Raw genomic sequence first — 26,519 nt, 5'->3', positions numbered from 1 at the left:
TATTTTCCCAAAAATTATGACATACAGATTTATGCTATTTGCATTTCTGGCTATGCCTGTCGGGGTAATGGCACAGAATGGCAAAACAAAAAATACAGATACTACGAAAACTGATAGTGTTAAACATTTGCAAACCGTTGATATTAACTCGCGCTATTACCGTCGGTATAATATTGGTAAATCGTCGGCTACTTTAAAACAGACCACTCCGTTGTTGCAATTGCCGCAGAATATCCAGGAGATTGACAAAAGCATCCTTTTAGATCAGCAGGCCATTAATATCAACGAAAGTGTTACGCGGAATGTAAGTGGTGCCATCCGCAATAATACCGCCGATTTTTATGGCCCCTTTATTTTTATGCGTGGTGCTGGTGTAAATACGCTTCGCAATGGGGTAGATCTTTCTATGATTTATTACGGACCGATGCCTGAGGATGCCGCCATTATAGATCGCATGGAATTTATCAAAGGTCCGGCCGGTTTTATGAATGCCATTGGCGATCCGGCTGGTTCGTTCAATATCGTAACGAAAAGTCCTTCAGGAATATCTGCCAGCAACGTCAGTTTTACTGCCGGAAGTTTTGATCTTTTTCGTTTGAACGGTGATTTTGATGGAAACCTTGATAAAAACAAAAAATGGCAGTATCGGTTAAATGTGGTTGGGCAAAAAGCCAAATACTTTCAGAAATTTGCCTTCAACGATAAATTTGTGATTGATCCGGTACTGAAATACAACATTAACGACCATTCATCCATCACCGCCGAATACATTTACCAAAAACAAAAATTTCTACAGTACCTGCTTACCGTATTTACGCCTGATGGATTTGCTTCGTTACCGAGGGATTTTAGCATCGCTGATCCCAATAAAGAACCAGTTAAAGGTTCGGAAAACAATGCTTTTCTGACTTATGAAAACCAGATTGGAAAAAACTGGCATTTAACCGCAAAAGGAGTTTTTGCAGGCAGCCATTTAGATGGGAATTACTTTTTTGTTTCCAGTTACAATAAGGCTGCCCCGAATTTATTGCCTAGGCGCGTAACTTACGAAAGGTTCAACACTAATGTTTATGCTTTTCAGGCTTTCGTAAATGGAAAAGTGAAAACCGGAAGTATTACGCATAAACTTTTGGGTGGGGTAGATGCCAACCGTAAAAACCTTTTGGCTTATTCGGGCTATAACGATAAAACCGCTAATCCAGCCTTATATTACCTGGATATCAACAACCCGGTGTATGGAATCAGTTTCGATTCGAACAAAAGAGATGGAGCGTTAAAAGATATCGCTACCAACAAACAATCTGTTCAATATTATGCCGCATATGCACAAGATGAACTGAATATGCTGGATGATAAATTAAGAGTTACTGTGGCGGCACGGATTACGGGATCAAAAAGTGCTGTGACCATTCCAACGGTGAGCGAAGTGAAAGACTGGGTAGTTACACCAAGGGCCGGGATCAGTTATTCAATTTTGAGCGATTTTGCCGCTTATGCCGTTTACGATAATACTTACACCCCGCAAAGTGGTTTAAGTACTGCCGGAGGAGTTTTTAAACCCCTAAAAGGAGAAAATTTTGAATTTGGCCTGAAAAAAGACTGGGCCAACGGCAAGTGGAATACAACCTTATCTTTCTATAGGTTAACCCGCGACAATATCATTGTCACCGAGCCTGCAACACTATTACAGTCGCAAATTGGTCAAACTAAAGCTAAGGGGATCGAATTCGACCTGAAAGGAGAAATTGTTAAAGGACTTAACGCTGTAATCAATTATGCATATACTGATGCAGAAATTTCAAAAGATGCCAATACAGCACTAATCGGACTTCCTTCCCCATACCTTACCAAACATATTCAAAATACCTGGCTAAATTACAGGCTTCCGCTTGGGCTGCCCGGTTCATTTACCATTTCGGGTGGTTACCAGCTTCAATCTGGCCGTTCTGGTCGCTATTCCGTGGAGAATAACCTGGCCATTGCGCCCATTTTCAGGCTGGATGGTGGCATTGGCTGGACCGATAGCCGCATTACCGTGAATGCCATTGTAAACAATATCCTTAATCGCAATAACTATGGCAGTGCCTGGGTTACGCCAGTGTCTTCAAATCCGGTTGGATTAAATGCCTACGTACCATTTGCGCCAAGAGAATTCAGGTTAACGGTTGGATATAATTTTTAAGGAGATGAAAAGAAAGAACAGCTTTACCAAATGGGCATTCAATCTTCATGGATGGCTTGGTCTGATGGCCGGGCTGTTCTTTCTTTTTTATGGGATAACCGGCGCCATACTCATGTTCCGTGGGGAACTGGACAAATATTTCAATCCCGAGCTACATCATATTACGCCTCAGGGGAAAAGGTTGGGGGCGGATGCGATTTATAGAAATCTGGTACGTTCTCATCCTAATCTTAAGAAAATTGTACTGCATGATTTTCCTGTTAACAAGTACGACAGCTATGAGTTTATGATTTACCTGAATCAACAGCAAATCACTAAAAATTACCTTTATTATATCTGTGTAAATCCTTATTCGGGCGAGATATTGAAAGAAGGGAGTTATGCCGATCTTCAGCCTTCATTCTTTCGCTGGCTATATTCGCTGCATTACAGCCTGCAATTGGGGATGCCGGGTAAACTGTTTTCGGCGATAATCGGGTTAATTATGCTGCTTTCATTAATCACGGGAATAATTGTGTATCGGAAACATTTCTGGGATGCGCTTCGGTTTCGGGCAGGCCTTAATTTTAAAAATTCGGGGACGGCTATTTCCTCTTTGCACCGAATTATTGGCGTATGGGCCATGTTATTTACCGCATTACTGTTTTTTACGGGTTTTTGGATGAATAGGGAACATTTTAGCTCCGAAACATGGAAAATAAATCCACCGGTTAAAAATACTTTGGTAAAAGTGAATATCGATTCGCTTGTTGCTGCTTCGCGAAAACTGGTTAAGGGCTTTGAGCCCATTGCGGTAAATATTCCTACCTCACCTGGAATTCCGGTACAGGTTCGCGGACACATGCCAAGCAGTGGAAATCAGCTTTATCGCGGCAAGGAGAGTGGGTTTTCTTTCGATCAGAACAACGGGAGATTACTAAAAACGAGTATCATCGAAAAACAGCCTTTCGCTGCACGGTTTGATGCCTGGATGTACCAGCTTCACATTGGTGCTTTTGGTGGTGTTTTACTAAAATTATTTTATGTATTGCTTGGTTTATTGCCGGGGTTTCTTTCTGTTACGGGTGCATTACTTTGGTTTAAGCGTAAAAGGAAGTTTCATATCTAACTAACAAGCGCATAAAATAATCAAATGGAAAGCTTTTCGCCCTGCCAGCCAGTGGTGCGAAGAAATTGTTCCCAGTTCAGGCTATTTGGGTTTGTTAAACGGCTCCATAACAAATCGCGGTCTTTACTGAAATAACCATAACCAACAGCATATTCTGCCATTCCGAGTATTTCGCGTACTAAAAGCTCGTTTGAACTAAATTCAGGAAAATAATCAAGAAAATCTGCCCGTGTAAAAGCAGAACTATATACAGCTTTTTTTCCGGTAACACTAATAAAAGTATCTACCATTTCCTGGGGGGAAATAATATCACCAATTACTGGTAAAGATTTGCCAGCATACTTGTCTGGATTTGATAAAATTTCTAAAACAGCAGGTCCTGTAGCAGTAAGCGGATCAACAAATGGGGCACGAAAATTTTTTGGCAAATATATCGGAAACACGAGTGTATCACCCTCAATCCTGGGCGTATAGAACTCCATTAAATTAGTGTAGAAAAAGGCCATGTAGATAAATGAACTTGTAACTGGAAGTGTGCGGATGTATTCTTCAATATTCGCCTTATCAGTAAAGTGGGGTGCAAATTTTTTGCCTCCCGTAATTTTATCTACATTTTCCAAACTGCTGAAAATAAGGTGTTTTACGCCTGCTTTAACTGCCGAGTCTGCCAGCTGTTTACCCAAATCAAACTCGTGCGTTTGTGGAGGTGCTATATTGGGTGTCATCATAAAAACAACATCTGAGCCACGGAACGCTTCTACAAAATCTTTCTCATATCCCAGATCAAGCGGTATACTGATCAGTTCGGCACCCTTTTCGATTAAATTCAGTGCCTCAGGCGAATCAATACGGCGGGTAATACCACGCACACGATAACGTCCACTATTTAATAGTGTACGGGCAACACTAATTCCCTGCTTACCCAAAACACCGGTGATCGTAATGAGTGGTTTATCTTTTTGTATTGATGCATTTTCTATTTTTAGATTGGATTTCATGATTAAAAAATTAAGCTATAAAAAGTATAGTTGCAAAACTATTTATAGTTACATAAATTTGCAATAACTATCCAATTGGATAGGCCTAAAGAATTAATGGTTATGAATATAGAATGTGAAAGTGACTATATAAAAGTTAACGAAAAGTTATATCCCTGCACTGTCAGTTTAGCGATGGATCTGATCGGTGGAAAATGGAAAACCGTCATTTTGTATCATTTAAAAGATGCTGATAAACGCTATAACGAGCTCAGAAAAGAAATGCCTGGCGTAACTGAAAGAACACTGAGTTTGCAATTAAAGCAATTAGAGGAGGATGGCTTAATCTCAAGGAAGGTATATGGTGAAAAGCCGCCTATTAAAGTTATTTATGGCTTAACAGAATTTGGCAGATCGTGCATACCCTTACTCAACGCCATTCTTTTATGGGGCAACCACATCGCGGAACAAAAAGGAGAATTTATAAATACTCAGGCAGCGAATACCTGATTGAATGTGATTGATACATACTAACATGAGTGGTAATTGAAATAAAATTCATTCTTATGAGTTTAAAGGTAATCTTGTTAAAATTTTCTATCCTTAAAGTTACTTGCTCTTAATATTTTCTTAACCATTACGCAACTTTACCGGCATCTTACACAAATACCTTCGCGTAAAAATAATTTTATGAAGAAGATCGTTTCGCTGATCGCCATACTTGGGCTTTCGGCAGGGTATTTATCCGCCCAGGAGAATCACGTAGTATTGATCAGTATAGATGGTTTACGTCCCGAATTTTATTTAGACCCGCAGTGGGGCATGGTCAACGTGCGCCAGGGCATGAACAAAGGATCTTACGCAGAAGGTGTGCGCGGGAGTTTTCCTACCGTAACTTATCCTTCGCATACTACTATTGTAAGTGGTGTATTGCCTGCAAAACATGGTATTTATTATAACACACCGGTTGAGCCTCTGGGTATTTCGGGCAAATGGTTCTGGTATTACAAAGATATTAAGGTACCTACCATCTGGACAGCTGCTAAAGATGCGGGTTTAACTACTGCAGGCGTAAGCTGGCCGGTTACTGTAGGCGCACCGATTAACTATAACCTGCCCGAATATGTAATCCTGCCACAGGGTAAAGGCGAAAAGAAAGATGAAATTAAAGCCATGTTGCAGGAATCGAATCCGAAAGAACTTTTTCAGGAAGTTCAGGATAATGCCATCGGTAAATTTGGTGAATTCGGTGCTTCGATTGATTTTTTTACCAGCGATCAGAACAAATCAAGAATGGCCGCTTATATCCTGAAAAGGTATAAACCCGCTTTTTTAGCGTTGCATATTGCACTGCTTGATCATTTTGAACATGAGCAGGGTAGAGATGGTGATAAAGTACGATCAGCGATTGTTGGTGCTGATGTAGCCATTAAAACCATTATAGATGCGGCAGAAGCTGCCGGTATCAGTAAAAATACCACTTTCATTATTACAGGCGATCATGGTTTTGTAGATATCCATACCCAGGTTAACCTAAACGTAATGCTGGCTAAATTGGGCTTATACAGCGATACAAACAGAGAAAGCTGGAAAGCTTATTTCCAGCAGAGCGGTGGTTCTTCTTTCCTGCATCTGAGAGATCCAAAAGATAAAGCCACTTTAGAAAAAGTTAAACAGGCTTTAAACGATCTTCCTGAAGGTATTAAAAAAACTTTCCATGTACTGGATAAAGAAGCTTTAACCAAAGCACAGGGCGATCCGAACGCATTTATGGCACTGGCTGCCAACCAGGGTTTTAGTTTTGGCGCTGCGGCATCGGGCGAAATGCTTACCCCTGCCAGCGGTGGTACCCATGGCTACCTGCCTACTGATTTTAAAGAAATCCAGACTGGTTTTGTTGTTTTTGGTAAAGGCATTAAACAGGGTACTGTGTTGCCATTAATGGGGCAGGAAGATATTGCGCCTTTAATTGCAAAATTGTTAAACCTGAACCTTAAAACCGACGGCGTTTTGTACCCAGCCTTGCTGGCTCCGGTTAAGAAATAAGATTTTCTCTCTTTGTCTCTTTCTAAGATCGTCATTTCGAATGCATCCGAAATGACGATTTTTTCTACTCCCCATCATCCATTTTACATTTTTCCATATTACATCCATTATTAAATGTTAATTTTCGCCAATGGATGCGATTACAAATTTTCCAACGCTCGATATCAGCGAATTTTGGCCCAGTCAGGATGCGGGAAATAATTTATTGTACCACGAAATCATCGGGGAAAGACACATCGAAAAGCCACATAAACACGATTTTTTCCTCTTTATGTTATTCGAAGAGGGGAGTGGCACGCACAGTATCGATTTTATCGATCACCAGGTTGCGGGCAGGCAGTTACACTTATTGTTTCCTGAGCAGATCCATAAATGGGAATTACAGAAAAATACCCATGCGCATCAGTTGATGATTAGCAGGAGTATCTTCCAAACCCTGGCTAATTCTTTACGGTTTTCGTTAATTCTGTACCAGAATTATCCGGTTATCAATTTAAGTGTTGCAGCCTATCAGGATATCTTATACGAGTTTAAACAGATTAAAAATGAACTTGCAAAGCCTGATATATTATGGGAAATTGTACAGTCCAGAACCAGGCTCATTGCCCTGATGATCAGTCGGGAATCGGAAACTATTTTTAATAACCAAACCGTTTACCAAACTAAACCCTTGCTTTTTAAATACCGATCGCTGATTGATGCCCATTATAAAGCTGAAAAACTCGTGGCTTTTTATGCCGATCAATTGAATATTTCGGCAAATTACCTGAATATCCTCTGTAAAAGATATTTCAATGTATCAGCTACAGCACTTATTCACGAGAGATTGATCCTTGAGGCAAAGCGGATCTTATTAACTACCGAAAAACCAATTAAAGTAATCGCTTTCGATCTCGGCTTTTATGATGTAGCCTATTTTTCCAGATTCTTTAAAAAACATACGCAGATTACTCCACATGCTTTTCGTGAACAGTGATGAATAAAGCTGTAAATTGTAGTCCATTATTAAAAAATTTGAATCAATAGTTATAAATGATACAATTTTTGAAATAAATCCTACTACTAAAAAAACTGACAGGATCTTACATTTGTAATTAAGAAAACCCTGTTACGATGAATCCACAACCGATCTCCCGAAAAGATTTTATCAAAAGCTCTTCTATTTTGCTTGCAAGCACCTGTATTCCTACAGCAGAAGGAGCAAAGGCAAATGAAATGCTAAAAGAAAATTCTACAGATAAAACACTTACCTTAAAAAATGTAAGGCTTGAAACCGGATTCGACTACGATGGTGATGAAGTAATCCACACCAAAACAGAACTTTTTACGGTAGAGATTGAAAAAGGGAAGATCAAAAATGTACTGCCTAATCAACCCAAAGTAAAAGCGATTGATGCTAAAGGGTTATTGATGCTTCCGGCTTTCAGGGACATGCATATCCACCTCGATAAAACCTATTATGGTTTACCGTGGCAGGCTCATTTAAAAAAGAACAAATCGGTAAAGGATATGATCGCTTTTGAGCAACAGGTAATTCCTGAATTATTAAAAACTTCCATTCCGCGTACAGAAAAACTAATCGGGTTGCTTCAATCGTACGGAACCAGTTATGCACGGTCGCACGTAAATATCGATCCTACTTCCCAACTCGATTCTTTAAAACATTTACAAACTGCCTTAGAAAATAAAAGTAAGTCTTTCGGGGCTGAGCTGGTGGCTTTCCCTCAGCATGGAATTTATTACACCAAATCTGCTGATTTATTAAAAGAAGCAGCCAAAATGAACATCGATTTTATCGGCGGACTCGATCCGACTTCTATTGATGGCGGGATCGAAAAACACATGGATTTTGTAGTTCAACTGGCCCTGGATAATGGAAAAGGCATTGATATCCATCTTCACGAATCAGGAGAATCCGGAATTAAAACCATCGAATACCTGATTAATAAAGTAAACGAGAACCCGGTTTTGAAAGGGAAAACTTATGTAAGTCATGCTTTTGCCTTGAGGTATCTTGACAAATCGAAAACCGAAGAAATAGCTGAAAAATTGGGTGCTGCAAAAGTAGGTATTGCATCAACCATTCCACTTTCGGGCAGTCCGATGCCCATTCCAATGCTTTACAAATATGGTGTAGAAGTACTTGCAGGTAACGATTGCATTGTAGACCATTGGAATACCTTTGGCACGGGCAGCATTCTGCAAAAAGCGAACATTGCTGCCCAGATTTACGGTTACCGTACCGAATTTGAGCTTTCGAGGATATTAAAACTGGCTACAGGTAACATCCTTCCTTTGGATGATAAAGGTAAAAGACAATGGCCTTCAACTGGCGATCAGGCCAATTTGGTGCTGGTTGATGCGAGCTGCTCTGCCGAAGCCGTTTCGAGGGTATCACCTGTTAAATCATTAATCCATGAAGGGAACCTGGTTTTTTGATTTAATTATTAGTTTATATTTTGCTAACTTAAATTATGATTAATGTTAGCCCCGAATTACAGCAAGAAGCACAATTACTTATCGCCAATAACCAGAAAATATTGGCAGTAAAGTTAATTATCGATCATACCCGCTGCGGTTTAAAAGAAGCCAAAGATTATATAGATGGTTTACAGGCTGGTTTTCAGCAACCTTCATCAAATCCTGTTCATCTGGATGAACAGGTATTGGCTATTTTAAATCAGGGTAATAAATTGGCTGCAATTAAACATTACAAAGATGCCACGGGTGTAGGCCTGGCGGAAAGTAAAGACTATGTGGAAAAGCTGATGCAGTACATGGTTAGCGGCAATATTGCACAGCAAAGCAGGGATACCGACATTCAAAATCTTATTTCCAATAATGCCATCAACAGCCAGAATCCCCTCAAAAGATTTTTAATCAAATTGTTGATTATTTTCCTTGTGGCGATAGCTTTAACTTATCTCATGTTCAAAATTTAACTTGGGCAGATTGCAATATTTCTGATAGAATGAAAATGTGGCGTTCAAAAGTCTTATCTTGAATTTACACACAAATAAATCTTTAGAATATGAAAATTACATTGGACACCAAATCCCTTTTATTGGGATTTTTAGGCGCTGGCTTAATGTTCACCGCCATCAGTTTTAAAAACGAACAAAGCCCTTTTATCGGAAAGTATCGCACAGAAGTAAATGCCAATAATATGGTGGTTATCCTGAATAGCGAACCGGAAATTACATCATTGCGCCACCTATACAACAAAGTGGAAAAACGACCTGGATAAAAGGAGAGTTTAATAAAACTTTTAGTGCTGCTATTGATAACAAAAAGGAGTCAAAGTAATAGAAGTTGTTAAAGAGGCAGGTCGTCATTTCAAGAGGAGTGCGGAGTCGAGGAGTCTACCTCAAGATAGATCTCTCCATTCCACTGCGTTTCAGTCGGGATGACGATTTTTCTAGTGGATTCTATCAATGGTAGTGCAACGAAGGATCTTTTATCAGTAAATTTACTATTCATAAAAGATTCTTCAATACGTTCAGAATGACAGCAGGTTACGCTCTTTGCATTTTCCCTCAGTATCCTTTGAGGTTAATAAACATGTACGGAGTCGAAAGACTACTTTACACTTACCCTTTCCACAATAGGCTTACCTGTTGCTTCATCAGTTCCCTCTATCTCGGCATATTTTACATTCGGGAGCCAGAAACTTCCGCCCTGTATCCTTATAAACAAGCGGCTAACTTTAATCGTATGGTTGTTAATCGTTACCGAAGCATGATAACTTTTATCAGCGGAGCGTTGCAGATAAAAAGGTAGCTTTTTATGCGATACAAAGCGAAATTCGTATTTATCGCCTCCTAATGCTTTTGTATCAATACCATAGGCAAATTTTCGCTGGATATAACCGAGATCTTTCTTTTGCCCTTTCTCTCCATAACGGATCCAATATACTTCAATGGGATTATCAGCGTTGAGACTGCCATTTTTTTCTAAATTTAAAGCATAAATAAGTGTATTTGTATTCGGATCGCGCTGCAGATAAAACAGCATGTGATCTATATTTTTAGGCGTAGGGAAATTAATGGGAGAGGGGTCTTTTGCTTGTGCCCGGGATTGGGTTATGAAAAGAAAAAGGCTTAAAACGGTTAAAAATAAGTTTTTGGTCGATATTGAAAATGGCGGTGGTATGAAATGCATTTTAGGTTTTTTAAATGGAGAGCTTTTATTTCAGCTCAGGTGTCAGTTTTTTCTTGATTTTCCTTTGGAGTTTCTTCTTCGCTTTCTTTTAATTGTTCGTTATAAAGCCGGTCTGATTCGGCCTTACAATGTTCATAGTCGTTTAACTTTTCGCAGGATGTGTTTCCATGGATTTCAAAAAAATCCCTGATTGATGGGTAATCAAAATGAACTGACATTTCTTAAAATTTAGGTTACCAATTTCAGAAAGAGGGGATAGCCGTTAGTCATTCGCCGAAAATAGTCGCGTCGGCTATTTTCAAACTCATCTTTTCTGCTACCTGCAGATGGAATTAGCACCTTGTTAAAAACAGGTTGCTAAGACATCAAAGGGCCATTCCCTCCGTCTTTCTTGATAAGTATGTAATACAATTTCAGACGTCATGGACGGAATCGAACCGCCGTACTAGGTTTTGCAGACCTTTACCTCGCCACTCGGCCACATGACTATGTGTTCTTTTTCGATTAGCTTATTATCTGCTTTTCGTATAAGACAGAACAAAGGTAAAAATTAATTCTATAAATTCTATAGAAATAGTAGCTTTTTTTTAATTTGTTTTTTCGGCTTGTCATCCTGAGTGTAACGAAGGATCTTTTGATGGAAGATGTAAAATGGAAGATGGAATGAACCAAGCGTTGCGTTCACTTCCTTCAAATACCGTCATTTCGACCGTAGTTGAGAACCCGAAGGCTCTGCGAAGCAAAATCTATCTCTAGATAGATCTCTCCGTTTCACTGCGTTCCAGTCGAGATGACGAAGCGATATGCTCTCCCTCCATGCTCTCCCTCCATGCTCTCTCCCCAGCGCTCTCTGCTAAAAAAAATAAATTATTCTACTGTAAATCAGTTGATTATAAATAAAGTCTATAAAATCTATAGGAATACTTGTTTAAATTGTTCAAAGTTTATACTTTTACAAAAAATTAAAACAGTTCACTAGCAAATCTACGTTCGATATGAAACTCCGCAGACAACCTCAGCCATATTCTCTGATCAATTTTTCAGGTCAGTATAACTGCTGTTGCCGCTAATATAAGCTAAGATACGGATCACCTGATAAAGGTTTTCATTCAGATATTCTCATTTAAAAATCCTGGTACCCCGGGGCATTTTGATAGAATATTATGGTGGTCATGTATTTCAGTCAATAAGTTGCCGGGGTATCAGGAACAGCCAAAACTAATCACCACCACTAGTTTAGGTTATTACTCTAATTAATTCACCACCATTAATTAGTTGATTTATACAGAAGAAGGGAGAGTCAGTACTCGTTGAACTTCTAGCAACTTTCCATAGGAAAAAGTGCTCAAACTGATCTAGCAATAGATTATAAATTAACCGATAACAAGTAAACACACTGTTTCTCGTTAAGGATCATGATGCAATAACAGCTGATAAACAGCCTGTAGCCTTGCTGTATGGTTTTCTGTGCGAATCATTGTGCCTTGTTATCAAAAACTCTAAAACGATAGTGTTTAACTAATAATGATGATTATGAAAACGAGAATTACCTCAAAAATTGCATGCCTAACCACCTCAGTTTTGCTACTGGGCGGCATTGCATCAGCCAGGGTGGCAAAACCGTTCCCTAAAGAAGGGATCTGGAGGGGAGAGTTTAGTGTAAGCGAATCAAAAGTGCCTTTTAACTTCCAGTTAAAAGGAAAAACACCACAAACAGCCATTTTAACGCTCATTAATGGTTCCAGACGTGATGATTTTCATGTAGAACGACGCGGCGACGACTCGATTTACGTAAAAATGAACACTTATGATGCGGCGCTGGTCGCGAAGATCGAAACTGATGGTACCTTATCTGGCGAATACCGCAGTCTGGTACCCGGTTTCAGGGGCAATTCTTTGCCTTTTGTTGCCGAACATGGCAAAAGTTACCGCTTTGTAGAACCGGGTAAAGATGTAGCTCCAAAACACAACATTACTGGTAAGTGGGAAATTAGAACCTATACCAAAGAAGCTGTACCGGCCTCAATTGCTTTGTTAAAACAGAACGGCAACAAACTTACCGGTGTAATTATGACCGTTGTAGGCGATACCCGCGAGCTCGAAGGTACCGTACAGGGCGATGAATTTGAGTTGTCGGGTTTTACCGGGCCGAGTCCTTTTATTGTGAAGGGAAAAATCAACGATGATAACAGCATTACCGGCGAACAGGGTTTTGGAATTTACAAAAACCTGAAATTTGATGGTCAGCGTAACGAAAAAGCCGAACTTCCTGATCCTTATAAACTTACTTTCCTTAAAGAAGGTTACAGCAAACTTGATTTTACCTTCCCTGATCTGAGCGGGAAAAATGTTTCTTTAAGTGATGATAAATACAAAGGTAAGGTAGTGATTATCGAAACCATTGGTACCTGGTGCCCGAATTGTACAGATCAAACGGTATTTCTTTCACCATGGTTTAAAAAGAACCAAAAACGTGGGGTAGAAGCCATAGCCATTGGTTTTGAGCAGAAAGATGACCTGGAATATGCCAAATATACCTTAGGCAAGCTGAAAGAAAAATATGATATCACTTATGATATTCTGTTCGGTGGTATTGCCGATAAAAAAGTGGTGGCCGAAAAATTGCCTGCGCTCAATAAATTCATTGCTTTCCCAACTACGATTATTATCGATAGAAAAGGAAATGTGCGGGAAATCTACACCGGTTATACCGGAACCGTAACCGGAAAATACTTTAACGATTACGAAGCCAAATTCAATAAAGTGTTAGACGAGCTGATTGCTGAACCAGTGCCCGAAAAGCTCGCCGCAACCGAAACACTAAAAAGTAAATAAAACCAAACCAACTATATTAAATATTGGGCTGTATATAAAGATTTGTTAATAGTATGATTGACAGAGAAGTTTCCTGGTTATTGAATGGACGCAAAACGTCGTCATTGCGAGGAGGCTTTTTCAGCCGAGGAAGCAATCTTACAACGATCGCTAAAAGTGTGCGCTTTAAGATTGCTTCGTGCCTCGCAATGACGGACTTTTTTATTCTGCCAAAGTAACTCGTCCAAGAATACGTCAAAAAATTGAGATACAGCCCATATTTTAACCTACACCTAAAATTATAAAAGATGAAAAATTACTATGCTAAAATGCAGGTGCTGGCTTTAGCATCCCTCATTTCTACTGCAGCTTTTGCTGTAAATAAAGTAGATGAAGAGCCAAAAGTGGCCAAAAAATTTATAAAAGAAGGAATATGGCGAGGCGTATTCAAGGTTGCTGAAACCGAAGTGCCATTTAATTTCGAACTTAAAGGAAAAGATGCTGAGCATGCTACTTTCACGCTGTTAAACGGAACCCGCAGAGACGATTTCCACATCAAATATTTAGGTCAGGATTCTTTGTTCATCAAAATGAATACCTACGATGCCGCTTTGGTAGCTAAAATAGAAAGCGATGGCAGGATCTCTGGCGAATATAAAAGCCTGGTGCCAGGTTTACAGGGTAATGCTTTACCTTTTACTGCCGAACAAGGCAAATCGTATCGCTTTGTTGAACCTGGTAAAGATGTAGCACCTACCGCCAATTTAACCGGTAAATGGGAATTTAAAGGATTTTCGAAAGAAGCTGTCCCAAATAAAGTAGCCATACTGAAACAGGAAGGCAATAAACTTACCGGCGTAATTATGCAGGTAACCGGCGATAGTCGCGAACTCGAAGGTACCGTACAGGGAAACCAGTTTGTGCTTTCAGGCTTTAGCGGCCCGAGCCCGAAAATATATAAAGGTACCATTAACGAAGACGGTACACTTTCTGGCGAAATCAGTCAGGGGATTTACGATAACTTAAAGTTTACAGGTGTAAAAGACAGCAAAGCCGAACTGCCTGATCCCTACAAATTAACACACTTAAAAGAAGGTGTTAAAAAACTTGCTTTTACTTTTCCAGACCTCAACGGCAAACCGGTTTCGTTAACCGACGATAAATATAAAGGTAAAGTGGTGATTGTAGAATTGGTAGGTACCTGGTGCCCTAACTGTACCGATCAAACCGTATTTCTTTCGCCCTGGTTCAATAAAAACAGCAAAAGAGGTGTAGAGGCTATTGCGATCGGTTTCGAACAGAAAGACGACCTCGAATATGGAAAATATACCCTGGGTAAACTCCGCGATAAATACAATATCAAATACGATATCCTGTTCGGAGGACTGGCTGATAAACGTTTGGTTGCCGATAAACTTCCGGCTTTGAACAAATTTATTGCTTACCCAACCACCATTATCATCGACCGTAAGGGTGAAGTACGCGAAATCTACACCGGATACACCGGAACTGTTACTGGAAAATACTACGATGATTATGAGAAAAAATTCAATAAAGTACTGGACGAATTAATTGCAGAACCAGTACCATCGGCAGCCTATTTTGAGGCGCAGGCAAATGGAAAATAGATACCACCTCAACTAAAAACCAAAATATAATGTTACAGTACAAAACGATTGCACTCATTGCTACCACCATCGTAGCTGGATCTTTAACCGCTTTAAACGGACCAAAACCTAAACTTAAAGCACCTGCCGAAACTTCGGTAAGTAAACTGGTAAACTATAAAGTAAATGCCGAACAGAGTAAACTAACCTGGCTGGCTAAAAAAGTAACCGGAGAACATTCGGGAACCATCAATGTTACTTCGGGATCTTTGGCCCTGGATAATAAAGTGCTAAAAGGCGGAAGCTTTGAACTGGATACCAAAACCATTGCGGTAACCGATTTAACGGATAAAGAAACCAATGCAAAATTGTTGGGCCACTTAAAAAGTGCTGATTTTTTTGCCGTTGATAAGTTTGATAAAGCTACTTTCAATATCACTTCGGCCCAAAGTACAGGTGCGGGTACTTATAATGTAAAAGGAAAACTCACCATTAAAGGCATTACCAACGAAATTACTTTCCCGGCTACGGTTAAGCAAGATGGCAACAAAGTAACGGCCAATGCAAAAATTATTATCGACAGAACCAAGTATGATATCAAATTCAGATCAAAAAGCTTTTTTGAAAACCTCGGCGACAAAACCATTTATGATGATTTTGAGCTGAATGTACAGCTTGTTGCCAATAATTAAAAAATCTCTTGTTAAGGTTAGTGGAGTGTGGGAGGATGTTTGTTCTCCCTGCCTCTGGCTATTACCTGGTTGTCATTCTGAGTGCAACGAAGAATCTTTACAGTCGTCACCCTGTCCCGATTCATCGGGATCAGGGTCTATCATGCAAGTAAGGTATTCATTTCTGCGTATCGATCGGGTTCCGTGTTTCATCGGCCAGGGATTCTTCACTGCGTTCAGAATGACAGTCAATATGATTTGAAATAGATCTCTCCACTCCGCGATGCTCCGGTCGAGATGACGACACTCTTTAGCATGACGATTCGATATTACCCCAATAAACCAATGAAAAAAAGCAAACTCATAATCCCCCTAAGTCTTATCACCTTAGTGATACTGATGGCCGGTTTTGGTGCCGATGATCCGACAGTAATCAACAGCAGGGAGCGTTTGGGCGAAAAATTGTTTTTTGATCCGATTCTTTCCAAAGATAAAAGCATCAGCTGTGCTTCGTGCCATAAACCGGAGTTTGCTTTTGCCGATACCGCAAGGGTAAGTTTAGGTGTTGGCGGAACTAAGGGAACGCGTAATTCGCCATCGGTAACCAACCTTTCGGGCCGGCCGAATCTTTTTTGGGATGGCAGGGCTGCCTCTCTCGAAGATCAGGCTTTGCAACCCATCATCAATCCGGTTGAAATGAACCTGCCCATTGCTGATGCCATCGATAGATTACAGAAAGACAAAGAATATGCAGCACTTTTTCAAAAGATTTTTAATGCACCGCCCACCCAAAAGAATTTACTGCTGGCCATTGCTTCTTTCGAACGGACTTTAGAAACCGCAAATAGTCCTTATGACCGTTACATCAATGGTGATGATAAAGCGATATCCGAAAATGCCAAACGGGGCAGAATGTTGTTTATCGGAAAAGCCAACTGTAACAACTGTCATTCGGGTGAAGATTTTACTGCCGATCGTTTTAAAGGCATAGGATTATTTAACGATGAAGAGTTGAAAGACCAGGGTAGATTTGAGGTAACCGGTAATCCGGAACATAAAGGACATTTTAAAATCCCGGGTTTAAGAAATGTTGGCTTAACGGCCCCATATATGCACAATGGGATGTTTAAAACGCTAAAAGAAGTAATCCAGTATTATAATAACCCAGACGCAGTAATTAAAAATGGCAAAAACAGGGACCTTTCCCTAAATAAACCATTGGGATTAAGCGAAACCGACATAAACGATATTGAAGCTTTTTTACTGTCGCTAACCGACGACAGATTTCAAAAACCAAACCATAAAACAGGCCAATAGCCAAAACCCGAAAAATCAATTTTAAAACATTTTTCAACCCGAAAAAAGGTCGAAGGGCCATTGGTATGTCTATTCCAAAATAAACAACATGAAGATAAAATTACTATTCATATTACTGTTGAGTACAGTTATTTACTCAAAATTAGTTGCCCAGCAGCGGATCATCACCGGGGTGGTGGTTGCTGCAGAAGATCAGTCACCATTACCTGGCGTATCGGTAAGAATCAAGGGATTAGATGGCTCTACCGTTACAGATAAGGATGGCGCATTTAAAATTTCAACCAAAAACGGACGCTTTATCGAAGTATCCTACATCGGTTATAAAACCGCCATCGTAGAAATTGGATCGGCTACCAAACTGAACGTTTCGCTCGAACAAGCTGATAATACTTTAACCGAATTACAGATTGTAGGCTCGAGGAATGCTAACCGAACCAAACTTAATTCGCCTGTTCCGGTAGATGTAATCGATTTAAAAACATTGCAGCAAACCTCACCACAGGCCAGTGTAACGCAGTTACTCCAGTATGTATCACCATCTTTCCACTCTTCGGTTTCCGGTGGTGGCGATGCCGCTTCGGCAACTTCTACCGTACAATTGAAAGGCCTGGGCGTAGATCAGGTATTGGTGCTGGTAAACGGAAAAAGAAGACATAAAAGCTCGAACATCAGTTGGGGCGGTTTGGGTAACGGGGCAACCGGATACGATCTGAATGCCATTCCGGTGGGTTCGATAGATCGTATCGAAATTTTACGCGACGGTGCTGCGGCCCAATATGGATCGGATGCCATTGCAGGCGTAATTAACGTGGTGCTGAAAAATACTCCTGATGAAATTACGGCAAGCACGATTGAAAGTATCCGCCGCAGGGGAGATGGCTTAACCACCAGGAGCAATGCTAATATCGGACTAAAACTGGGCGCAAAAGGTTTCCTGAATATCACTGGCGAATATGCCACACAAGCGGTTTCACTTCCTTCCGGAAATGATTCAGATGGGATTTACATCGGTCCGGCTTATGGTGGCGGAGCCAATACCAGGGGTTTTGACCAGATCTATACCAAAGAAATTGATGATGCCATTATTGCCAGCCGCGGTATCGACCGGCATTTCTTTGATCAGCGTGGATCCACCAATAAATCCAAAGATGGTTTATTATCATTCAATGCCGGAATCCCGTTGAGAGATGGTTTTGAAGTATATTCATTCGGTGGCATCAGTCACCGTAACTCGCAGTTTACCGCTGTATACCGTTTGCCGGGCTGGACAGAGCGCAACAATACCTTTGTTTATCCGGATGGATTTCTGCCTGCCATGGATAACATCATCACCGATCAATCTCTGGCAATAGGTGTAAAAGGCAAGATAAGCGGATGGAACTTCGACGTATCCAATGTTTACGGGAGAAATGCTTTTGATAACATCATCAGCAATACGTTGAATGCCAGTTTAGGTCAAAAAACACCTCGTACCTTTAATGCGGGCAGTTACAATGCTTCACAGAACAGCGGAAGTTTAGATTTTTCAAGGAAATTTGATAAAGTACTTAAAGGTCTGAATGTTGCCTTTGGCGGACAGTACCGCGTAGAAACCTATCAGATTATTGCAGGCGAAGAAGGTTCTTATTCGAAAGCCGATTTAAGTACCATTTATTCTATTGGTTATACCACTGGGGGCATTCCATATTTCGTAGCTGCGGGCAGCACACCTTTAAACGGACTTTCTCCGGGTTCGCAGATCCATGCCGGTTTCAGGCCATCAAATGAAGTGAATGTGAAACGTTCTATTTCTGCTGCTTATGCGGATCTCGAATTGAACGTAACCGATAAATGGCTTTTATCAGGCGCGGTTAGGGTAGAAAATTATTCCGATTTTGGAAGCGTAACCACCTACAAAGCCGCAACGCGTTACGGTTTCGCTAAATGGCTGGCCGTTCGTGGTGGTTACAATACCGGTTTCAGGGCTCCCGATCTGGCACAGTTTTACTACACAGAAACCTCTACTACCTTTCAGAACGGAGTTGCGATAGATCAGGTTACGGCAAATAATGTAAATCCTGCAACCAAAGCCTTGGGTATTCCATCGCTACAACCCGAAAAATCGAAAGGTTATTCTGCAGGATTGACATCACAGCCGATCCAGAACGTAGAATTAACGGTTGATGCCTATCAGATCGACATTAAAGACCGTGTAGGAAATACCGGACGTTTTTCTGCTACAGATGCCAATCTACCTGCGGATGTAAGGGCACTATTTGTACAAACCGGTACCATACAGGCCAAGTTTTTCTATAATTCATTCAGTACACGCACCAGGGGCATCGAATTTACAGGAAGTTATCGTTTTTTATTGCCCAACGGCGGTAATGTAGCCTTTTTGGCGGGTGCAAATCTGCAAGAAACAACGCTTACCAAAGTAAATACACCTAAAGGTTTGGAGGCTTACCGTTACATCATTTTCGACGAAAGCGAAGAGGTGCGTGTAACCCGTAGCATCCCAAAAACTAAAATTACCCTGCAGGGAACCTACAACATTAACAAGTTTAACTTTTTACTGCGAAGCGTATATTTTGGATCCGTATCGGCAGTGAGTCAGTTAAATGCCAATTTTCCGAAACCTGATTATTATTATCAAACCTATAGTCCGATATGGATTACCGATATTTCGGCAGGGTATCGGATTACGCCTCTGCTACAGGCTACCGTTGGTGTAAATAACCTCTTCAATGTGCTGGGCGATTATTCTATCCCTGCGCCGGGAAGTAATATTACCCGTACAAATTCACCAAGTGCGGCACAATCGGGAACAAGCACCGGTTTACAACCTTTTATCCGACTTTCGGCAACCTTTAAATAAGACCACAGATGAGAATTTATAAATTTCCAACATTATTTTTTGTATTAGCCGTTTCATTGTTTGCTTCATGCAAAAAGACAGATTACCTCGATATTAATGCCGGCGACAGGCCACCTTTAAGTGCAAAAGTTAAATTTATCAATGCACGCCAATCGGTTACGGCCGTTAATTTCTGGGATTTTACCCGAAAAGTTACGACTACTGCATTGCAACGCAATACGGCAACAGGTTATTTAGATACCCAATACGGAAAAGTTCAGTTTAACCTCACGGAAGGAACAGAGCCATCTTACAAAGCATCTTATGTTTTTGGTGGAAGCGCAAATTTCGTACAGGAAACCAATTCGGCATCTTTTGCTGGTCCGAACGGGCCCATTGCAGATTTTGCACACAGTTTGTTTACCGTGAAGAAAAAATTAACAAGTACGTTAAATCCGGGTAATATTGATAGTTTGATCCTGGTATATGATGATTTAACCCTTCCTGCAGCAGGTAAAGCCAAAATCAGGTTTGCCAATTTTTCGCCCGATGCACCAAAAGTTGATCTTACCTATGCCGCCGGAACAGAAATATTTGCTGGTGTAGCTTATGGTAATTTTGGTAACCAAACCATTATTCCTTACACATCAGGGAAAGCACCTGCAGTAATTGAAGGCTTGAGCTGGAGAACGCTGGGTCCATTTAAAGAAGTAGATGCAGGCACCAATGTGAGTTTATTGATAAAAGATAACACTACAAAAGCGGTGATTCCATTAACAAACAATGCTTTAAATGCAGCCACTTTCGAGGCTGGGAAAATTTACACGGTTTATATCAACGGTACAATAGCTGGAACACCAGCTATTACCGCAACGATTATTATGCATAATTAACATTTTCGGTTGGTAAGATACCAACCGATAGAAGAAACTCCTGGCTCAAACAGGTTTATATTTGGTTAGAAAAAGGGGCATGTCTGGATAGAATGCCCCTTTGTTGTTTAAGATGCTGTCATCCTGAGCGCAGCGAAGGATCTTTTTTTGCTTATCGTCTTTACCATATAAGACATTTAAGAGAATATAAGCTTAAATGGTCTTATATTTCTTATATGGTAAATAATGCCCCTCGTTTATATGAGGATCACTGAAAGCAGCATTTGCAATGCAGGATCGAATATTTGTGGCGATACAATCGCCTTTCTCGAGATAGATCTCTCCCTGCCCGAAGCAGGTGGGCGCTCCACTGCGTTCCGGTCGAGATGACGAGAGGGGCCTTACCCCAACTTCCTTCCCGTATTAATCACATTAACACCATTAAAACGGGTGGTGGCACTGCCATGCGAAACGGCGCTTGCCTGCCCCGGTTGTCCTTTCCCATCCGAAAAGGTTCCGCCCAGGCGGTAATCATTTTTATCGCAGCGTTGCACGCATGAATTCCAGAATTCCTGGGTATTGGCCTGATAAGCTGCATCTTTAAACATGCCCACAATTTTTCCTTCTTTAATTTCGTAAGCCAGTTGTGCGCTGAACTGGAAATTATAACGTTGCTGATCAATGGAATAAGAATTCCGGCCGAACATATAAATGCCTTTTTCTACATTTTTAACCATATCTGCTGCGCTTAAAGCAGCATTTCCAGGCGCTAAAGATACGTTAGGCATTCGTTGAAACTGGATACTATCCCAGCTATCTGCATAACAACAACCTTGTGATTCCTTTAAACCTAAAATATGCGCCTGATCGCGGATGGTTTGGTAATTCACCAGGATTCCGTCTTTAATGATATCCCATTTCCCACATTTTACACCTTCATCATCGTAACCCACAGCGCCTAAAGATCCTGTTTCCAGTTTATCGGCAATAATGTTTACTTCTTTGCTCCCGAAGTTGAATTTTTTCGATTCCCATTTATCCAGTGTCAGGAAACTCGTTCCGGCATAATTGGCCTCGTAACCCAAAACACGGTCGAGCTCTGTAGGGTGTCCAACCGATTCGTGAATGGTTAAGAAAAGGTGCGAAGGATCCAATACCAGATCGTATTTACCGGGGGCAATGGGCTTTGCTTTTAACTTTTCGTCAACATGTACGGCGGCTTCACGTACATCTTCCAGGATGTCGTAACGCTTTTTGTACATCGTAACGGGACCGCCTTTAATTTTTTCTTCGTCTTTAGGTTTCAGGTATTCAAAACCCATACCCATGGGTGCGCTTAATGCATTTCTGGTTTCGAATTTGCCACTTGCCGCATCGGTTTTGGTGAGCGTAAAAGTTGGCCAGATCCGGTGGATATCCTGATCGATATAAGAGCCATCGGTTGAAGCAAAATATTTCTGCTCATTGATCATGAAGAGGTTGGAACTGATGTATTTCGCACCGCCTCTCATGGCTTCGCTGTTCACTTTTAAAAGCAGGTCCACTTTATCGGCAATGGGTACTTCAAAAGCATTAATTTCGATAGGGGTTTTCCAGCTTACTTCGCCAAAGCCTTTTTGCGGAGCCAGTTGAACGGGTTCTTCCATGATTTTGGCATTGCCTTTTGCAATGGCAACGGCAGCTTCTGCTGCTTTGGCAATGCTAGCATCATCCATATTGTTGGTGGCGGCAAAACCCCAGCTTCCGTTGGCAATTACACGTACACCCAAACCATAAGATTCGGAATTGGAGATGTTTTCTACCCGTGTTTCCCTGGTGGCTACAACCTGGTTCAGGTAGCGGCCAATCCGTACATCGGCATAAGTTGCACCCTTGCTTTTTGCTGCATTAAGGGCAACATCGGCCATTTTTTTCTTCAGGACAATATCAACAGGAGTTAAAAATTCTTCAACAGAAATAATTTTGCCAAAAGCAGGGATGTTGGGGATCATGCTGGCGCCAAGGCCAACACCTGTCATGTATAGGAAATCTCTTCTTCTCAATTTTTAAAGTTTTTATAAGTTGTTTTCGGCCCTTCGACTTCGCTCAGGGTGACATTCCTCGAAAGGTCGTCATTTCGAGCGGAGTGCAACGCAGTCGAGAAATCTATCAAGAAAGATCTCTCCATTTCGTTGCACTTCAGTCGAGATGACGGTAACTAGGGGCGTACCTCGCAATGACGGAGTTTTTTTGCAGATTGCTTCGTTAAATCGCGTCTGACAATGAAGTGAAGGTAAAATCCCTGATTTTCATTGGCGGAATCAATCCGCTTCCGGTTCTTACAGGTTTACCCAATGCTTCCACATTGTTAAGCATAATTACCGGACTCTCATTAAACCTGAAATTTTTGATCGGGAATTTGATTTCGCCGTTTTCGATATAAAAAGTACCATCACGGGTTAGCCCTGTTAATAATAAGGTTTGCGGATCAACTGAACGGATGTACCAGAAACGGGTTACCAGAATGCCTTTCTCAGTGCTTTTGATCAGCTCTTCCAGTGACTGATTGCCACCTTCAATAATCATGCTGCGGCTAAATGGAAGGGGTTGAACATTTTTCTGTGCAGCCCAATATCTTGAATAGGATAGGTTTTTTACCACACCTTTTTCTACCCACTGCGTCCTTTTTACCGGTAAACCTTCGCCTGTAAATGTTGAAGACGGGATTTCGGTATTCATGGGATCGGAATAGATATTTACATTTTCAGAGAACAATTGTTCCCCTAAACGTGTGCCACCACCTTTTTTACTCATAAAGCTCCGGCCTTCGTCGGCACTCCGGGCATCGAAGCCCCTGAACATGTTGCCAATAATATCGCTGGCTGCAAGTGGTTCTAAAATAACGGTATATTTTCCGGGTTCGATGGCTTTTGCTCCCGCTGAGCCATTGGCTTTGCTTGCTGCAATTTTGCTTAGCGCAAGGGTATCCATTTTATCAAGATCGTTAAAATCCTGCTCTACATAACCCGAACCTGTTCCCTGTTTGTTCCTAACGGTAACCGAGAAAGATACGTTGGTACCTTTGTTGTAGGCGAACAAACCTTTAGAGTTCATGATTGCATTAAAACGGGTAGCGTTTTCGAGGAAACCAGCAGCATCTAAACCGGCGGCTTTTGAAACGCTCAAACTTTTACCCACCATTTCGGCCCTGGTATCAGGTGTAATGGCAGCAGTTTTTGCATTGAAGGTATTCGATTCGGCAAATGTTTGCGGACCTAATGGTGGCATAAATTCAGGGTTTTCTGGTGCCAGCATGGCCAGTTCTTCTGCTCTTTTTACCACTTTTTGCAAAGAGGCATCGTCAAATTCGTTAATGGTTGCCGAACCTGTTTTTTTACCAAAAGTTGAGCTTACCCCTAAACTCATGGTGCTGATCTGGCCTGCAGTAGAAACGGCATTACGTGCATAACGGATGTTTCCGCCGTCCGAACCGCTTAAACTTACTTCACAGAAATCGGCTTTAGAAAAACCGACTACTTTTTTTAATATCGCCTGGGCTTCTTCTTTACTTAATATGGCCATAATTATATTTTTCTTGCTGTATTGATAACATTAACTCCATTAAACCGTGCAGTAGAACTGCCATGCGAAACGGCACTGCTTTGCGAAGGCTGACCTTTTCCGTCATTGAACGAACCACCTAAACGGTAATCGCCTGCATCGCAGATCGAATTGCAGGAATTCCAGAACTCCTGTGTATTGGCCTGGTAAGCCACATCGTTAAGCATGCCTACAATTTTGCCTTCTTTAATTTCGTAGAAAATCTGTCCGCCGAACTGGAAATTGTAGCGTTGCTGATCGATAGAAAAACTGCCGTCACCGATGATATAAATACCTTTTTCTACATTTTTGATCATGTCGTCAACACTTAATTTTTCTTTACCCGGTTGAAGTGAAACATTTGGCATACGCTGAAACTGTACATCATCCCAGCCCTGCGAATAGCAGCAGCCGTTTGATTCGGTTAAGCCGATAATGTGTGCCTGATCGCGGATGGCCTGATAACTTACCAGAACTCCATCTTTAATCAAATCCCATTTTTTGCATTTTACGCCTTCATCATCATAACCCACCGCACCTAACGATCCAACCTGGGTTTTATCGGCCACAATGTTTACTTTATCGCTGCCGAATTTGAATTTTTTAGATTCCCATTTATCTAAAGTAAGGAAACTGGTACCTGCATAATTGGCCTCATAGCCTAAAACACGATCAAGTTCGGTAGGATGACCAACAGATTCGTGGATGGTTAACCAAAGGTGTGATGGATCGAGCACCAGGTCGTATTTACCCGGCTCAACCGATTTTGCCTTTACTTTTTCATTGGCAACACGTGCTGCTTCTTTCACATCTTCGAGCATATCGTAACGGTCTTTGTAACGGGTTACAATACCGGTAACTTTATCTTCGGGGCGTGCGTGCATATACTCGTAACCTTTGCCACTTGGAGCACTTAGGGCATTACGGGTTTTAAATTTACCCGATTCGCGGTCGACCTTGGTTACATTGAAGGTAGGATAGATGCGGTGCACATCCTGATCGATATAAGAACCATCAGTAGAAGCAAAGTATTTCTGCTCATTAACCGCGAAAATAACAGAGTTTACAAAGTTGGCTCCGTTCTGCATCGCCACGTCGTTTACATTCAAAAGCAGGTCTACTTTTTCTTTTACAGGAACTTCGAAAGCATTGATTTCGATCGGAGTTTTCCAGCCTACTTCGCCATAACCCTTTTGAGGGGCGAGTTGCACAGGTTCTCCCTGTATTTTAGCATTGGCTTTTGCAACGGCAACGGCTTGTTCGGCTGCTTTGGCAATGGCATCCTTAGTTACGTTATTGGTAGCGGCAAAGCCCCAGCATCCATTGGCCAAAACACGGATGCCCACGCCGTACGATTCGGTATTGGCCACACCTTGAACGCGTTTTTCGCGTGTGGCTACAAATTGGTTTAGGTAGCGTCCAATGCGGATATCGGCGTAGGTTGCACCCTTCGATTTTGCAGCGTTAAGGGCAACATCGGCCAGTTCTTTTTTAATTTTTACATCCACTCCATCAAGTGCCTGTAAAGGATCGATGGGCGTTCCGAATGCAGAAAGGTCGGGAAGGATTAAGGCACCCATACCCATTCCGGTTAAGTAGAGGAAATCTTTTCTTTTCAATTGGTTCAGTTTAGTTAGTTTACGTTCTCAATATAGCGAATTTTGAGGCTAATGATTCCGAAATGAGTATAACATTTTAGTTTCAAAGCTGGAAATCGAATAAATTTTGCCACAGAGACACAGAAAAGCACGGAAATTAAGCGAAAAGCTAGGGTTTAAATGATTTCGATACGATTTTCATCCCCCGCGATCCGTCATTTCGACTGAAGCTGCTGATTTTTCATCAGTAGCGGAATGGAGAAATCTGTGAGAAGATGTTTGTTATTAGATCTCTCCATTCCGCTTTGCTTCAGTCGGGATGACGAATCGATTCATGCTTGCGCTCGTTTCCAAACGAGTGCAGAAATAGTTCTACGATTTTATCGTTTTAAACGATAAGCTATTGAACGCTCGTTTGAAACGAGTGTTAGCAAACAGCAAATCGAATAAATTTTGCCACAGAGACACAGAAAAGCACGGAAATTAAGCGAAAAGCTAGGGCTTAAATGATTTCGATACGATTTTCATCCCCCGCGATCCGTCATTTCGACTGAAGCTGCTGATTTTTCATCAGTAGCGGAATGGAGAAATCTATTGGAAGATCTTTGTTCTTAGATCTCTCCATTCCGCTTTGCTTCAGTCGTATTCTAGGTTTACCACAATTGCAAATTTATTTTAAGAAAAACTCCAAATAAAGAGTTTTTCTTATCTTTTATGACGCTCTCCTATAATTCTCGACATACATTTCTCC

General features: G+C 41.2%; 20 protein-coding genes, 1 tRNA gene and 2 riboswitches. Of the genes, 14 read left to right on the top strand and 7 right to left on the bottom strand.

The window, feature by feature from the left end:
* Positions 1-16: 16 nt before the first annotated feature.
* Both ACTJKC_RS24685 and ACTJKC_RS24680 read left to right on the top strand, forming a co-directional pair.
* Positions 17-2,182, top strand: coding sequence for a TonB-dependent siderophore receptor (locus ACTJKC_RS24685; protein WP_440796255.1), 2,166 nt, complete (start codon positions 17-19; stop codon positions 2,180-2,182).
* Positions 2,183-2,186: 4 nt separating this feature from the next.
* Complete coding sequence (locus ACTJKC_RS24680) at positions 2,187-3,290, top strand: PepSY-associated TM helix domain-containing protein (RefSeq protein ID WP_440796253.1); 1,104 nt, start codon at positions 2,187-2,189, stop codon at positions 3,288-3,290.
* 20 nt (positions 3,291-3,310) lie between these two features.
* Here ACTJKC_RS24680 and ACTJKC_RS24675 read toward each other — a convergent pair whose 3' ends face one another.
* The gene (locus ACTJKC_RS24675) at positions 3,311-4,288 is read right to left on the bottom strand and encodes an NmrA/HSCARG family protein (protein WP_440796251.1); all 978 of its coding nucleotides are present in this window, start codon (positions 4,286-4,288) and stop codon (positions 3,311-3,313) included.
* 102 nt (positions 4,289-4,390) lie between these two features.
* On the opposite strand from ACTJKC_RS24675, the gene ACTJKC_RS24670 reads away from it, so the two are divergent.
* The 6 genes from ACTJKC_RS24670 (at position 4,391) to ACTJKC_RS24645 (ending at position 9,560) form a co-directional block, all read left to right on the top strand.
* On the top strand, positions 4,391-4,777 hold the full coding sequence (locus ACTJKC_RS24670; protein WP_440796249.1) for a winged helix-turn-helix transcriptional regulator: 387 nt from the start codon (positions 4,391-4,393) through the stop codon (positions 4,775-4,777).
* A 180-nt stretch (positions 4,778-4,957) separates the two neighbouring features.
* Entirely contained in the window at positions 4,958-6,313 is a 1,356-nt protein-coding gene (locus ACTJKC_RS24665; RefSeq protein ID WP_440796247.1) for an alkaline phosphatase family protein, read from the top strand.
* A gap of 130 nt (positions 6,314-6,443) precedes the next feature.
* The gene (locus ACTJKC_RS24660) at positions 6,444-7,289 is read left to right on the top strand and encodes a helix-turn-helix domain-containing protein (protein ID WP_440796245.1); all 846 of its coding nucleotides are present in this window, start codon (positions 6,444-6,446) and stop codon (positions 7,287-7,289) included.
* A 137-nt stretch (positions 7,290-7,426) separates the two neighbouring features.
* A complete protein-coding gene (locus tag ACTJKC_RS24655) occupies positions 7,427-8,752 on the top strand; it encodes an amidohydrolase (RefSeq protein ID WP_440796243.1) in 1,326 nt (441 codons plus the stop codon).
* A 35-nt stretch (positions 8,753-8,787) separates the two neighbouring features.
* Complete coding sequence (locus tag ACTJKC_RS24650; RefSeq protein WP_440796242.1) at positions 8,788-9,255, top strand: hypothetical protein; 468 nt, start codon at positions 8,788-8,790, stop codon at positions 9,253-9,255.
* An 89-nt stretch (positions 9,256-9,344) separates the two neighbouring features.
* Positions 9,345-9,560 carry a hypothetical protein gene (locus ACTJKC_RS24645; protein WP_440796240.1) on the top strand — a complete coding sequence of 72 codons (216 nt, stop codon included), beginning with the start codon at positions 9,345-9,347 and terminating at the stop codon, positions 9,558-9,560.
* A 332-nt stretch (positions 9,561-9,892) separates the two neighbouring features.
* On the opposite strand, the gene ACTJKC_RS24640 is transcribed toward ACTJKC_RS24645, so the two are convergent.
* The 3 genes from ACTJKC_RS24640 to ACTJKC_RS24630 all read right to left on the bottom strand — a co-directional run bounded on the left by ACTJKC_RS24640 (position 9,893) and on the right by ACTJKC_RS24630 (position 10,962).
* Complete coding sequence (locus ACTJKC_RS24640) at positions 9,893-10,474, bottom strand: DUF4833 domain-containing protein (RefSeq protein WP_440796238.1); 582 nt, start codon at positions 10,472-10,474, stop codon at positions 9,893-9,895.
* 35 nt (positions 10,475-10,509) lie between these two features.
* Positions 10,510-10,692, bottom strand: a complete 183-nt coding sequence (locus ACTJKC_RS24635; RefSeq protein WP_440796236.1) for a hypothetical protein — start codon at positions 10,690-10,692, stop codon at positions 10,510-10,512.
* Between the two features lie 83 nt (positions 10,693-10,775).
* A riboswitch (SAM riboswitch) is annotated at positions 10,776-10,875 on the bottom strand.
* 16 nt (positions 10,876-10,891) lie between these two features.
* A tRNA-Cys gene (locus ACTJKC_RS24630) sits at positions 10,892-10,962 on the bottom strand.
* Positions 10,963-11,751: 789 nt separating this feature from the next.
* A riboswitch (SAM riboswitch) is annotated at positions 11,752-11,849 on the top strand.
* Between the two features lie 158 nt (positions 11,850-12,007).
* Here ACTJKC_RS24630 and ACTJKC_RS24625 point away from each other — a divergent pair.
* From ACTJKC_RS24625 to ACTJKC_RS24600, 6 genes are all read left to right on the top strand, one after another.
* Positions 12,008-13,309, top strand: a complete 1,302-nt coding sequence (locus ACTJKC_RS24625) for a peroxiredoxin family protein (protein WP_440796234.1) — start codon at positions 12,008-12,010, stop codon at positions 13,307-13,309.
* Between the two features lie 287 nt (positions 13,310-13,596).
* Positions 13,597-14,916: a peroxiredoxin family protein gene (locus ACTJKC_RS24620; RefSeq protein WP_440796232.1), complete on the top strand. Its 1,320-nt coding sequence runs from the start codon at positions 13,597-13,599 to the stop codon at positions 14,914-14,916.
* Positions 14,917-14,945: 29 nt separating this feature from the next.
* Positions 14,946-15,587 (top strand): YceI family protein, encoded by a 642-nt coding sequence (locus ACTJKC_RS24615; RefSeq protein ID WP_440796230.1) that lies wholly within the window; start codon positions 14,946-14,948, stop codon positions 15,585-15,587.
* A 324-nt stretch (positions 15,588-15,911) separates the two neighbouring features.
* Entirely contained in the window at positions 15,912-16,883 is a 972-nt protein-coding gene (locus ACTJKC_RS24610) for a cytochrome-c peroxidase (RefSeq protein WP_440796228.1), read from the top strand.
* A gap of 88 nt (positions 16,884-16,971) precedes the next feature.
* Complete coding sequence (locus ACTJKC_RS24605) at positions 16,972-19,740, top strand: TonB-dependent receptor (RefSeq protein ID WP_440796226.1); 2,769 nt, start codon at positions 16,972-16,974, stop codon at positions 19,738-19,740.
* Positions 19,741-19,748: 8 nt separating this feature from the next.
* Complete coding sequence (locus ACTJKC_RS24600; RefSeq protein ID WP_440796224.1) at positions 19,749-20,612, top strand: hypothetical protein; 864 nt, start codon at positions 19,749-19,751, stop codon at positions 20,610-20,612.
* A gap of 380 nt (positions 20,613-20,992) precedes the next feature.
* On the opposite strand, the gene ACTJKC_RS24595 is transcribed toward ACTJKC_RS24600, so the two are convergent.
* The 3 genes from ACTJKC_RS24595 to ACTJKC_RS24585 form a co-directional block, all read right to left on the bottom strand.
* A complete protein-coding gene (locus tag ACTJKC_RS24595; protein WP_440796222.1) occupies positions 20,993-22,633 on the bottom strand; it encodes a TldD/PmbA family protein in 1,641 nt (546 codons plus the stop codon).
* 202 nt (positions 22,634-22,835) lie between these two features.
* The gene (locus tag ACTJKC_RS24590; RefSeq protein ID WP_113951320.1) at positions 22,836-24,152 is read right to left on the bottom strand and encodes a TldD/PmbA family protein; all 1,317 of its coding nucleotides are present in this window, start codon (positions 24,150-24,152) and stop codon (positions 22,836-22,838) included.
* A 2-nt stretch (positions 24,153-24,154) separates the two neighbouring features.
* The gene (locus ACTJKC_RS24585; RefSeq protein ID WP_440796219.1) at positions 24,155-25,789 is read right to left on the bottom strand and encodes a TldD/PmbA family protein; all 1,635 of its coding nucleotides are present in this window, start codon (positions 25,787-25,789) and stop codon (positions 24,155-24,157) included.
* Positions 25,790-26,519: the final 730 nt, after the last annotated feature.

This window comes from Pedobacter sp. 22226 (assembly GCF_052045455.1).
GTDB classification, from domain to species: domain Bacteria; phylum Bacteroidota; class Bacteroidia; order Sphingobacteriales; family Sphingobacteriaceae; genus Pedobacter; species Pedobacter jeongneungensis.
This window is presented reverse-complemented; position numbering and strand designations above follow the sequence as displayed.